The organism is Candidatus Melainabacteria bacterium RIFOXYA2_FULL_32_9, assembly GCA_001784615.1.
In the GTDB taxonomy this organism is placed as follows: Bacteria; Cyanobacteriota; Vampirovibrionia; order Gastranaerophilales; family UBA9579; genus UBA9579.
Map to the genome: position 1 here is coordinate 1 of MFRQ01000034.1, position 12,413 is coordinate 12,413.

The 12,413-nt window shown below is 31.0% G+C and carries 12 protein-coding genes; 6 read left to right on the plus strand and 6 right to left on the minus strand.

Annotation, left to right across the window (positions count from 1 at the left end):
• The first annotated feature begins 100 nt into the window (after positions 1–100).
• Positions 101–1,750, plus strand: a complete 1,650-nt coding sequence (locus A2255_08865; GenBank protein ID OGI22613.1) for a hypothetical protein — start codon at positions 101–103, stop codon at positions 1,748–1,750.
• A 341-nt stretch (positions 1,751–2,091) separates the two neighbouring features.
• Here the strand turns inward: A2255_08865 and A2255_08870 are convergent, their stop codons facing one another.
• The 4 genes from A2255_08870 to A2255_08885 all read right to left on the minus strand — a co-directional run bounded on the left by A2255_08870 (position 2,092) and on the right by A2255_08885 (position 4,919).
• On the minus strand, positions 2,092–2,415 hold the full coding sequence (locus tag A2255_08870; protein OGI22614.1) for a 30S ribosomal protein S16: 324 nt from the start codon (positions 2,413–2,415) through the stop codon (positions 2,092–2,094).
• A 121-nt stretch (positions 2,416–2,536) separates the two neighbouring features.
• Entirely contained in the window at positions 2,537–3,472 is a 936-nt protein-coding gene (locus A2255_08875) for a radical SAM protein (GenBank protein ID OGI22615.1), read from the minus strand.
• Positions 3,473–4,363 carry a hypothetical protein gene (locus A2255_08880; protein ID OGI22616.1) on the minus strand — a complete coding sequence of 297 codons (891 nt, stop codon included), beginning with the start codon at positions 4,361–4,363 and terminating at the stop codon, positions 3,473–3,475.
• Positions 4,350–4,919: a hypothetical protein gene (locus A2255_08885; protein ID OGI22629.1), complete on the minus strand. Its 570-nt coding sequence runs from the start codon at positions 4,917–4,919 to the stop codon at positions 4,350–4,352. The genes A2255_08880 and A2255_08885 overlap by 14 nt, the downstream gene beginning before the upstream one ends.
• A gap of 231 nt (positions 4,920–5,150) precedes the next feature.
• Here A2255_08885 and A2255_08890 point away from each other — a divergent pair, with 231 nt between their 5' ends.
• A complete protein-coding gene (locus A2255_08890) occupies positions 5,151–5,438 on the plus strand; it encodes a hypothetical protein (protein ID OGI22617.1) in 288 nt (95 codons plus the stop codon).
• 107 nt (positions 5,439–5,545) lie between these two features.
• Here the strand turns inward: A2255_08890 and A2255_08895 are convergent, their stop codons facing one another.
• Positions 5,546–5,833, minus strand: a complete 288-nt coding sequence (locus tag A2255_08895) for a hypothetical protein (protein OGI22618.1) — start codon at positions 5,831–5,833, stop codon at positions 5,546–5,548.
• 214 nt (positions 5,834–6,047) lie between these two features.
• On the opposite strand from A2255_08895, the gene A2255_08900 reads away from it, so the two are divergent.
• The 3 genes from A2255_08900 to A2255_08910 are packed head-to-tail and all read left to right on the plus strand — an operon-like array spanning position 6,048 to position 8,475.
• Complete coding sequence (locus tag A2255_08900) at positions 6,048–6,884, plus strand: hypothetical protein (protein OGI22619.1); 837 nt, start codon at positions 6,048–6,050, stop codon at positions 6,882–6,884.
• Positions 6,885–6,909: 25 nt separating this feature from the next.
• Positions 6,910–8,175: a competence/damage-inducible protein A gene (locus tag A2255_08905; protein OGI22620.1), complete on the plus strand. Its 1,266-nt coding sequence runs from the start codon at positions 6,910–6,912 to the stop codon at positions 8,173–8,175.
• A 48-nt stretch (positions 8,176–8,223) separates the two neighbouring features.
• Positions 8,224–8,475: a hypothetical protein gene (locus A2255_08910; protein OGI22621.1), complete on the plus strand. Its 252-nt coding sequence runs from the start codon at positions 8,224–8,226 to the stop codon at positions 8,473–8,475.
• A 773-nt stretch (positions 8,476–9,248) separates the two neighbouring features.
• Here the strand turns inward: A2255_08910 and A2255_08915 are convergent.
• Positions 9,249–10,202 carry a hypothetical protein gene (locus A2255_08915; protein OGI22622.1) on the minus strand — a complete coding sequence of 318 codons (954 nt, stop codon included), beginning with the start codon at positions 10,200–10,202 and terminating at the stop codon, positions 9,249–9,251.
• A gap of 143 nt (positions 10,203–10,345) precedes the next feature.
• On the opposite strand from A2255_08915, the gene A2255_08920 reads away from it, so the two are divergent.
• Entirely contained in the window at positions 10,346–12,349 is a 2,004-nt protein-coding gene (locus A2255_08920; GenBank protein OGI22623.1) for a DNA polymerase III, subunit gamma and tau, read from the plus strand.
• The last annotated feature ends 64 nt before the right edge of the window (positions 12,350–12,413 follow it).

The window sequence follows — 12,413 nt, forward strand, 5'->3', positions numbered from 1 at the left end:
ATTTGATTTCTGAATATGTCCTATATCACTTATTTTTATACCTCTACCAAATAAATATATTATAAATTAGCTGGTGTATTTCTTGGAAAGATAATTATTTATGTCAGTTCTGATTTTTATCGTTATGTTAATTATTATTGGAATGTTAGTTCTATCTTTTTATAGATCATTCTTATTTCCATATTTAATTAGGAACAAAAGGAAAAAAATAAAAAAAGCTGGTAATTCTAAGCAATTACAGCTTAACGGTGCTTGTTTATATCATTCTGGTAATATAGAAGGTGCAATTAAGCTTTATAATGAGTATATTCAAGCATGTCCTAAAGATATAGATGCAAGATTTTTGCTAGGAAAGCTTTATTTTGAGAAACAAAAGCTAATAAAGGCGCAAGAGCAGTTTAAATATATACTAAAAGAAAATCCAGATTATGTTGAGGTTAGAGAGGCTCTTGCTTATTGCTATTTATTGGCGAAAGATTATAAAACTGCTTTGGCTGAATATAAACAAGTTCTTGAAAACACGCCTGAAAATCTTGAAGTAATATACAGAATTGCATTAATTTACCAGAATTTAGGTGATTTAGATGCTGCTATATATGAATATCAAAAGATTATTGATTTACAAGAGGATAATGTTGAAATTAGACAAAATTTAGCTGAGTTATATGTGATAAAAAAGAATCATTTCAATGCAATAGCTGAGTATAAGAAAATTTTAGCACTTGATGAAAGCAATGAAGATGCGCAGAAAAGATTAGTAGCTTTATTAAACAAGACAGAAAGATATGATGAGCTTGTAGATTTGTATTTAAATATCTTAAAGAAAGATAGAATTAATCTTGAAATAATGACAGAGCTGGCAGAAGTATATGTAATTCAGAAAAAGCTTAAAGAGGCAATAATTTTATATAAAAACATTGTTGAATTTAATCAGGATGATGCATATAAGAGAAATAGGTTAGCGCAGATCTTAATAATAAATGGTAATTATGATGATGCTATTCAGGAATGTGCGTCATTATTACTAAAAGAGCCAGGGCTTGATTATCCTAAAATTACGCTTGTACAAGCATATGAAAATAAAGGAATGTATCAAGAAGCTGTAAATGTATATAGAAACCTAATTATAGAATCAATCTCAGAGACTGATTCTATAAGGTATAAATTAAATCTTAGTGATTTAATTTGTTCTTGGGGAGTTAAATTATTAGAAAACAGACAATATAAAGATGCACTGGACAAGTTTTTATTAGCTTTACAGCATAATGAAAAAAATTCAAAAACATATTTGAATTTAGGTAGAACTAACCAGGCTGTTAAGAATTATGATGCAGCAATTTCTAATTATAAGGAGGCATTAGAACTTTCTCCAATAGATGGAAGTATTTATTTGCAATTCGGTAAATTATATGAAGAAATTGAAGCTAATGAGACAGCTTTAGACTATTATATTCAAGCTGTTCAGCATGGCTGTTCAGGTTTTGAAGTAAGATATTTAATTGGGCTTGCCTATGTTAAGTTAGGAGTATATGTCAAAGCTATTAGAGAGTTGCAGATTGCTGTAGATATCAACCAAAATATAGAGGAAGCCCATTATTGTTTAGCTATTGCTTATGAAGCAATGGGACAATATGTAGAAGCAAAAGAAGAATACTGTAAAGTCCTGTCAATTAATCCAAGGCATAAAGAGGCAAGAAGCAATTTGGCTTTGATTATGGAGACAGAGAAAGATGCAATTAGCCTTGAATAAGGTTAAATTTAGCTATAAATTACTCAAGTAGATAGCTGCATAAACTTTTGCTTTGAGATTACTTCGCAAAGGCGGATTATTATCTGGCATTTACATTTCTGGCTCGTAAGGAGGAAAGAAAAAATACTTACTGATGTCATGCCGGACGTGTTCCGGCATCTATACAGTTAACGCTTATAGCTTTTATTTGCATACAGGATAAATCCCGAAATAAATTCGGGATAATTTTTATAATTTCTTGCTTACTGAGATCAACTTGAATTAATAAATTATAAACAGGCCTTTAGATAAGGGCCTGTTTATAATTATAAGTCTAACTAAATTAAGCTATAGATGTTTTTTTATGCAGTAGCTTGTGCAGCTAAAGCTTCTTGTTTAGCTTTTGCTTTTTTGCTTAATTTTTGTTCTGTTTCTACTTTTCTAACTAAATTACCGTCTTCATCAGAATTATCTATTAAATATTTAACGGTATCAGTTGGTTGAGCACCTTTTTTTACCCATTCAGTAGCTGCAGCTTTATCAAGCTTTAATTCCTTACGTTTAGGATTGTAATGGCCGAGTTCTGCTATAGCTCTACCTTCTCTTTTTTCACGGCTATCGATAACAATTATTCTATATATCGGATTTTTCTTATAGCCTAAACGTTTTAACCTAATTTTTACCATGTTTATACACTCTCCTTAATGCCATCGTATAATTAATTGTTATCACAATCAACTTTTATAAGCAAGTATTATACACCTCAAAAAACTTTAATAATAGTTTAATTATGTAACAATGTATGCCCTAAACTTTTTCCAGCTGATATGTATAGCTATCCTGGATAGATTCTTTGTTATTTTGATAAGTTGTTAAATATTGTCCACAGTTGCTGCCGATTTTGTTTTCTTCTAATTCACCTATACTAAGTATTACATCATACCCTGCTGCTTTTAGTTCATTAAGTAATTCATACTCTGATTTTTCAGGCAATATGTATGAATTTATATTATTTTTAATTGCTTTAAACGTTGGATTTATTGGTGTTATTTTGATTAAAAACTTATCAGGGTCAAAGTAATTCAGTAACATTTGAGGATTAACAGGCATATTGTTGGCTAATGCGAAGTTAAGAGTGATTTTTCTATCACCTGCTTTGTAAAATTTATTGCCGTATTCAGCAATTTTACCGAAATCCCATTTTTTTACAGGTATAAGCCAGTCTCTAAAGTTCACATCAGTTGTGTGTATTGAAAATTGCATTTGAAATTTTCTGCCATAATATTTTTCTTTTATTTCTAATAATTCATCAAAGAATTTTTCAGTTCCCACAGGTGCAATTGTGGAAATTGATGGAATAAGTCCAGGTGCATTATAAATTGCAGGAAGTTCCTTAAGGACTTCAAGTACATTCTGGTTAAAAGCCGGTTCTCCCATTCTGGCAAACTGGATTTTAAATTTATCAATATTGATATTGTTATCAGGAAAGTACTGTTTTACCAGATAGTCTATTTGTATCAGCAAATCTTCTTTAGAAAGTTTACCTTGATAACCTCCACCTGCATCACAAAAACGGCAATTTACCGGACATCCATATAAACTGGATACAATTAAAACCCACTTTTTGTCTCTTGGAATTGGTGGTTGGATTGATTCTACAAATTCAATTCTTTTTCCGTTTTCTATTTCTGCTATATATACTGTAGCTATATCTTTTCTTCCTGATTTAGCAAGGATCTTCATTTATTGTGCCTCAACTAACTTTTGGTAAATCTGCATAGCGGACTTTATTCCATCTCCTGTGCAAATAGCTGTTTGTCTATAAATATTATTTTTAACATCACCTATCATAAAAAGTAAATCTTTATTTTTTAATTCTTTAATTTTCTCATTAAATTTCTCATTTAGGAAATCAAGGTTTGGTTTTCTACCTATAGATACAAGTAAAAAGTCTGTATATATTTTCTTATTACTTTGCATATTTGAGTTATATAAGGTTAATTCCAGACCATTACCAGATTTTTCAATGTTTTTTATAATTGTATTTTCTAGATACGAAATATTTTCTGTATTAACACACCTATCCCACAATAAAGGGAGGCATTTTATTTTATTTTCTCTGTTTAAAATTAATATTTCGTTATCTCTAGAGAGATTAAGCGCATAATCAAATGCTCCGTCACCTGAACCGACAATTACAATTTTTTTATTTTTTTCTTTAGTAATTTTGTGAACATCATAGAGAATTTTATTACTTAACTCTTCAGATATATCAGGAATCACTAATTCTTTTGGAAGTGTACCACTGGCAACGATAAGAATTTTTGAGAATATTTCTCTTTTATTAGTTTTAATAATAAAATATTCTTTTTCATAATTAATATCGAGTACTTTCTCGAACTGGACTTGTATATTATTGTTTTCCAACTGCTTTTTAAAGAGTTTTATAAGCTCAACACCTGAAATACCATTAGGAAAACCTAAATAATTTTCTACTAAATTGGCATTTTTTAGGAGTCCACCAATATTGTCTTTTTCAAGAATAATTGGATTAATGTTATAACGTTTTAATTGAATAGCAGCCGCTATTCCTGCTGATCCAGCTCCTATAATTACTACATCATTTATTTTCAATTATTATCTCCAAAAGTTCTCTAGTAATAACAGGGATAGTAAACCCATGAGATAAATTTGTAAATGTTGCTTTATGAAACTCTTCATTATAAGTTGCAGTTGCATCTATTGGAAAAAAAGGCTTAAATCCTCTTACAAATGCTGATCTTGCTGTGGTATCACAACAAAGGTGAGTCATTACTCCTGTTATTACGACTTGTTTAATATTCAACTCCTTTAAAATTTTCTCCAGATGTGTGTCATGAAAAGCATCGTATTGAGATTTATTAATAGTTATAGCATTTGAACATTCCAGTTCGGGAATAATTACGCTTAATTCATTGTCTTCGGTTACTATTTCTTTCCACCATTCAGACATAAGGCCTGCATTTTTGTCAGTATTAAGGTGACGTGTAAAAATAACAGGCAAATGTGCGTGATTATACGCTTTTATTAAGTCTTGAATTTTATCAATAATTGCAATAGAGCTTGGAATATAGGCATGGGAGTTTGAATCAATAAAATATCGTTGCATATCTATAACAATAAGAGCAGAATATTCAGGAATAAACTGGATATCCTTCTGTTTTTTGTCATTTCTTAGCTGGTTAAGGAACAGTTCTGCTCTTTTTTCTATATTTTCTTTTGTAAAATAGCTTTCTTTCATAACTTAATATTAAAAGAAAATTATATTGTAATAAATTTATTTTTTATAAAGATTAAATTTTGTTATATAACTTCCTTTTAGAGTTTACTAATCTTATCTAGGGGGAATATAGGAAGTTGGTTACAATTCGAAAGAGCATTTATGATACCAGAAATTGGCAATATAACTAAAATAGACTATGTCTCTCAGCGAGTCAGGTCTAATTTTGATGTTAATAGACCATTAAACAATTTTGATGTTGAGGATAAAGCAATTATAAGTGCTCAGGCAAAATTGTTAAATGAGCTTGAAAAATTTAATTCTGGAGAAGGAGATGTTATTAATCTTGCATTACAATCTGCAATAAGCGAGCTTACAGTTTCTGCTAATGCTAATGTTATTAATACTAAGAAAGAAATGATGGATACAATTCTTGATATGATGAATTAGCAAATATATAGTAAAAGTTATCTCAAAAAACCGGTGTACTGTGAGTTGTACACCGGTTATTTATTAATTATATCGAATTATTGGGAGCATAGTTAATAATATTAAACTTATGCCACGTATTTAAAGGATTTCTCGATATTCTTATCAATAATTTTTGAAACTGAGTCGAACTCTGTACTGACTGCTTTATGTTGAGTCTCGTAAATCTTCATTTGTAGTTCTAATTGTTTATCTAAATTTTGTAGTACAGCTTGTGCATCCTGGTTATACATTACGTTAATAGCTGTAGCTGCTAATAATAACCTTTTTTGACTTATTTGTTCCATTTTGAATTCTAAGTCACTTTTGTAGGCTGTTAGCATTAATAGACGTGCTTGACTGGCGACTAACCCCATGTTTAGTACCCCCTATATTCGATTTTTACACTCACGCAATAACATAATCGCACTGTTTACTGAAGTTTTATTTCTCTTATATATATAAAAAATATATCATTCAAAAAAATGCTAAATTCAAGATAAGCGTGTTAACATTTCTTAATGTTTTGCTAAAAAATGAAAATATGCTTAGAATAGTAGATATTATAAGTCTGTGGGAGGAATAAATAATATGAGAAAGATTAACAAAATTTCTGCATTAGCTATGTCTGCACTAATGCTTAGTTACAATTTTGCTTTTGCTCAGAATTATAACTATGTACAATCACCTAAAAATGTTCAATTAAATAATAGTTATTCTGGTTACATGCCATCAAATGCAATTCAGGCAGATATTCAATCTCAGAGAATACCCGCTGGAACTCATTTAAGGGTAAGAATGGAAACACCTATTAATACTTTTAACTCAAAAAGGGGAACTCCATTTATTTCGACTATTACTGAAGATATAAGAGTAAGTAACAATATTGTGCTTCCTTCTGGAACAAGTATTAGAGGAAGAATTGGAAGAATAGTCAATAATACACGCTTAAGTAGAGGCGCAGAAATGTTCATGGTTTTTGATCATGTGACAACTCCTGTTGGTAGACAAATCCCAGTAGTAGCAAGAATTTCTAGTATTAAAGAGTATAAAGTTACAGAAGATGGGTCTGTTTCTGCTGGCGGCGGATATTTAAAAGCAGTTAATGAAAATCTTGATCAGGGTGTAGGCATAGCAGCTAAAGCATCTATGTTTGGGCTTAATACAGGACTATCACTTTATGATAAAATTAATGATTCCAGTAAATCACCTAATCCCTGGGCTAAAGCCGGTGTCGCAGTTGTGGGCGCAATACCTGTTGTGCTAATTACTCCTGTAGCCGCAGCAGGTGGATTTGCAGTAGGTAGTACAGTATTTTTCACAAAGTCGGTAATGGCTATGATTAAAAAAGGTGATATTGTAAAAATTGATCCGGGTGATCTTTTCGAGGTTACTTTGCTTGATCCGGTTGATATTCCTGTAAATTAGTTGAGATATATATAAAGGAATTGTTTTGATAGCCGAAATTTTGTCTGTTGGAACTGAGTTACTATTAGGCGAAATTGTTAATACAAATGCCTCTTATGTTTCTGAGAGACTAACAAACCTTGGTATAGATTGCTATTACCAAACCACGGTCGGAGACAATGCTGATAGAATTAAAAATACTCTTGGAATAGCATTAGAAAGATCAGATATTATAATAATCACAGGTGGGCTTGGTCCAACAGATGATGATATTACAATGCAAGCAGTTGCTGATTTTTTTAATGAAAAGTTAGTGCTTGATCAGGAGTCTCTTAAGAGCATAGAGAAGTTTTTTATAGCTTTAGATAGAGAAATGACCGAATCAAATATTAAGCAAGCATATAGACCTGAAGAAGCTAAAGTAATATCAAATCCCGTTGGTACAGCTCCTGGTATTATTTGGGAAATCCCTGAATACGGTGTAAATAAATCTAAAAAAATAATTCTTATATTTCCTGGTGTTCCTGAAGAATTATATGCAATGTGGGAGCAGACTGCTGATAATTATTTAAAACAGTATTCACAAGAAGTATTGGTTATTAGGAATTTAAAATATTTTGGAGTGCCGGAAGCTGCATTAGCGAATAAAGTCAAAGATTTAATGGAAAAATCAAATCCTACCATTGCTCCTCTTGTAGGTAAGGGCGAGACAAGGTTAAGGATAGTTGCAAAGGCAAAAAATTATGAAGAGGCAAATGCTCTTATAGATGAAGCTGAGAAAGAGGTTTTATCGAGGACAAAAGAGTATTTTTATGGTTATGGTGACGAAACATTAGAGCAAATTGTTGGAGAATTACTTTTAGAGAAAGATTTAACTGTAGCAGTTGCAGAATCATGTACAGGTGGGCTTGTTAGTTCAAGATTAACTGATATTTCGGGTAGTTCTCGTTATATAAAGCTTAATTTTGTTACATATTCTAATGAATCTAAGATAAAAACATTAGGAATCAGTGATAAAATCATTGAAAATTATGGTGCAGTTAGTGATAAAACAGCTATATCAATGGCTGAAGGTGTAAGATCATTATCAGATTGTGATATAGGAGTAGGGATTACAGGAATTGCTGGGCCTACAGGCGGATCTGAGAACAAGCCGGTTGGCCTTGTTTATATAGGTATATGTAACAGGCATAAGCTGGAAGTCCATGAAATAAGAATTCCAAGTAATTTGCCCAGAACAGAAATAAAATACAGGGCAAGTCAGTATACTCTTAATTATTTGAGATTATTTATTAATAAAGAATATAATTAAATTAGTAATAGAGTACACATTTAGGTAAGATTTTAGTTAAGGAAGAAAATGAGTTTATTTGAAGCTGGAATGCTTATTTGTTTTGGTGCTAGTTGGCCTTTTGCTGTAATTAAAACTTATAAAACAAAGAACGTAAAAGGGCACAGTAAAGCTTTCCTTTTTCTTTTATTGTCAGGATATATTTTTGGAATTTTGCATAAAATTTTCTTTAATCTTGATTTAGTTATAATATTTTATCTAATAAATACAAGTTTTGTTTTGACTGAGCTGTTTCTCTACTATCGATATAAAGATAAATGAATTAAGATGCTTGCCTAGAAAATGTTAGAATGTACTAATAATAAAGTATGTCATTGCGAGGTGGCTATGCCACAGTCACATTATCATCAATCTTTCTTTGATATACAAGAATTATTGATGATGTGTTTGTGCCTCTGGCACCGTGGCAATCTATCTGTCGAACATCGGAAAGATTACCGCGTCGCTTCGCTCCTCGTAATGACAGTTTAGGTGATTTTTAAATTTTATAAATACCGAAAAATTGCAAATATTTGCAATCTATTACTCTAGGCAAGCACCTTAATTAAAAGACTGGCTTTTTCTTAAGCCAGTCTTTTAGAGTTATATTAAACATTTAATGTCAAATTATTGTCTGATAATAGTTAAATTTCTCTTGCAAATAACTAACCTTTATGATAAACTAAACAAAGCTATAACTATGTTTTAAATTGGTGAGTAGGTTGAAATAAAGGAGGTTAAAGAGAGAAACTTATTACAGTATCTAGAATGCCTAAAAAATGGAATTTTTTCAAGTACTTTTTTTCAAACTTTTGTATAGTTATTTAACATGGAGTGAAAATAATGAAAGCAGCAGAAAAAAATAGACAAAAGTTATCTTCTTCTGAAATGAGAGCTACTAATTCAAAATATAAATCAAATAAAAATTGGAAGATTAATCTTGCTGCAATCGAAGAATATATAGAGTATATGACAGACGATGATTAATAATAAAAACAATGAATAAAAATTAAATAATTTAAAGAAAACAGAACTCTTCAAGGGTTCTGTTTTAGCTATGATATATACTTTTCATTAATTACTAAATTAAATTTTTGAGAATTAAAATAATATTTAACACCAAGAGGTAAAGTTGCCTTATATTCACCGTGGCTTGCAGAGAAACCATAGCCTATAGGAATATCTATATCGTTGGTTATGGTTTTAATAACATCAATAGGACTCAATTTATTTGCTTCAGTACTATCTGATTGAACTATATTTGTGAATTCACCAAATAGTAGTCCTGAAATTTTATCAAATACTCCTGCCAGCTTTAACTGCATGAGCATTCTGTCAATTTTATAAAGAGGTTCTCCTATATCTTCCAGCAATAGGATTTTTTCGGTCATATCCGGAAAATAAGGTGTTCCTAATAACCCTGTAATGATAGCCAGGTTTCCTGCAAGAAGCTCCCCATCTGCATCTCCTGGATTTATACATTCATAGTTAATAGGATTGGAATAAATATGGGGAATTTCAGCTTTTCCCTCTAAAACTTCAAAAAAGCTTGTTTCTGTATAATTATTTATCTTGCTGGTTCCAAAATCAGAAAGTGCTAATGGTCCATGGAAAGTGATTAGGCCGGTTTTTTCCAAAAATGACCATAATAATGCTGTAATATCACTATATCCGACAAATATTTTTGGATTATTTCTTATTATTTCATAATTAATATCTTGCAAAAGCCTGAATGTACCATAGCCTCCTCGAGAGCATATAATGGCTTTTATTTCAGGATCTTCAAAAAAGCTGATTAAGTCGAAAAGTCTGCTTTCATCACTTCCTGCAAGATATGCCTCTTGATTTAATGCATGAGGTGCAATTTTTACTGCATAACCTCTTTTCTCAAAATATTCTATCGTTGGTTGCCAGAGTTTAGTTTCTTTTACAGCACCAGCTGGAGATATAATTCCAATTGTATCTCCAGGATTCAATTTTTGAGGTTTTATTAAATTATTTAGACTCATAACTAAACTTATATATAAATCTTTTTTAATTGTGATAGAGTTATTTTATTATATCTTATATTAGTGGAAATGAATTCATATTAAATTTTATAATGCAAGTAAGGTAATCATTATCAATATTCAACAAAAGAGGTTTTTGAAGGTTGTCTAGTTCGTATATTCCTTTATATAGAAAATATAGACCGCAAAAATTTAAAGATATAGTTGGACAGGAGTCTATAGTTAATACTTTATCCAATGCTATTGAGCTAAATAAAGTTGCACATGCGTATCTTCTTACAGGTCCAAGAGGAACCGGAAAGACTTCTACAGCAAGAATATTTGCAAAGTCCTTAAACTGTCAGAAAGGACCTACTCTAGAACCCTGTGGTGAGTGTCCAAGTTGCTTAGATATTGTTGGCAGTAATGCTATTGATGTCATTGAAATTGACGCTGCTAGTAATAGAAAAGTTGAAGATGCAAGAAATCTTCTAGAAAAAGTTCAGTTTGTACCTGTAGCAGGCAAATATAAAATCTATATCATAGACGAAGTTCACATGTTGACTACAGAAGCATTCAATACACTTTTAAAAACACTTGAAGAACCACCGCCAAACCTGGTATTTATACTTGCAACTACTGAAGCTCATAAAGTTTTAAATACTATTATTAGTAGATGTCAAAGATTTGATTTTAGAAGAATTAAACAGGATTTAATTGTCAACAAACTTAAAGATATAATCGAACTTGAAAAGCTAAATATTAATGATAAAGCATTATCATTAATTGCAAGGCGTTCTGCCGGTGGATTAAGAGATGCTATTAGTTTACTGGATCAGGTAAGTATACTTGCTTCTGTGCAAAAAGAAGTTACAGAAAAAGATATATTAACTCTGCTTGGATGTTTGCAGGAAGATACATTGTTTGGCCTTGCTGATGCTATAGCTGACAGGAATACAAATAAACTGATAGAGATTTTAGACGATATTATACAGCTTGGCAGTGAGCCTGTTCAGGTAATTAGAGAATTAATGAACTATTTTAGAAATTTATTATTAGTAAAAACTACTAATAAATTAGATGAAATAGCATCTTTAATAGATGTATCTGAGCAATTTTATAGTGAAATAAAGAAACAGTCAGAAAAGTTTGAGGTTATAGAGATAACCCAAATTATTGAAAAGTTCTCTAATTACGAAAAAACTTTAAGAGTAACATCGCAGCAACATTTATGGCTTGAAGTTGCTTTAATAAGTATTGCTAATAGACAGGATATTCAAGTAATTAAAGATATGGAAGCCAGGATTATTAGGCTTGAAGAAGCTATTGCCGGTGGAAATTTTGTAGAAGCAAAATCTGTTAAGACTGAATCTGCTTTTGAAAATCTAAGAAAGCCTGAGCCTATTATTCAGAGTAAACCAGTTACTGTAGAAACTGTTGTAACTATACCGCTTAGAGAAACCCCACAAAAACAGGAATTGCCTGTAGAAAATAAGCAAGAAGAGATTATTCAAGTTGATAGCATTAAAGCAGAAGAGCAATCATTGAGTCCGATTGCTAATGCGATTAAAGTTGATAATAATGATGAGAAAGATACTATAAAAGCAGCAGCTGATTCTGTATCTAATATCACCAGTCAGGCAGGAAATCTGGTTCAGGACTGGAAAGCATTACTTGATAATATAGAAAGTATTCCATCAAGAATGTTTTTTACGAATCTCGCTAAGCCTGTAGAAATTAATTCAGATAAAATTGTGCTAACTTTTACAAATGAAACTTTTGCAAAGCAATCACAGGATAAAACTAAACAGCCACCTCTAGAAAAAGCTGCACAAAAGCTTTTTGGCACTATACCAAAAATTATTTCAAGGACAGTTTTACCTGGTGATGAGAAAATTATTGCTAGTGCAGAAAAAAAAACTGAATTAGACGAGAAATCTCTACAAGATAAAGCAGTTAAAAGAGAAAATTTTGAGCAAATCACACAAGAATTTGAAGAGATTCCAAAGACTAAAACTTCTAAAATCATACTATCAGAAGGACCTATGGAACCAATTGACGAAGAATTAGCAGAACAGATTAATAAAATTGAAGAAGTTGCCCCCATAAATCTTTCTGATCAGGCAAAAATGGTTCTTGACCTATTTCAAGGCAAGATTATTGAATAACCAATCTTCAAGGTCATTGTGAATTACTGGTAATGTGTAAATAATGATTGACGGTCATCAAGAG

What these genes read in the sequence shown, in the direction of transcription:
- A2255_08865 (OGI22613.1), top strand. Translation starts at nt 101, where the DNA reads ATGTCAGTTCTGATTTTTATCGTTATGTTAATTATTATTGGAATGTTA.
- A2255_08915 (OGI22622.1), bottom strand. Translation starts at nt 10,202, where the DNA reads ATGAGTCTAAATAATTTAATAAAACCTCAAAAATTGAATCCTGGAGAT.
- A2255_08900 (OGI22619.1), top strand. Translation starts at nt 6,048, where the DNA reads ATGAGAAAGATTAACAAAATTTCTGCATTAGCTATGTCTGCACTAATG.
- A2255_08875 (OGI22615.1), bottom strand. Translation starts at nt 3,472, where the DNA reads ATGAAGATCCTTGCTAAATCAGGAAGAAAAGATATAGCTACAGTATAT.
- A2255_08910 (OGI22621.1), top strand. Translation starts at nt 8,224, where the DNA reads ATGAGTTTATTTGAAGCTGGAATGCTTATTTGTTTTGGTGCTAGTTGG.
- A2255_08890 (OGI22617.1), top strand. Translation starts at nt 5,151, where the DNA reads ATGATACCAGAAATTGGCAATATAACTAAAATAGACTATGTCTCTCAG.
- A2255_08895 (OGI22618.1), bottom strand. Translation starts at nt 5,833, where the DNA reads ATGGGGTTAGTCGCCAGTCAAGCACGTCTATTAATGCTAACAGCCTAC.
- A2255_08870 (OGI22614.1), bottom strand. Translation starts at nt 2,415, where the DNA reads ATGGTAAAAATTAGGTTAAAACGTTTAGGCTATAAGAAAAATCCGATA.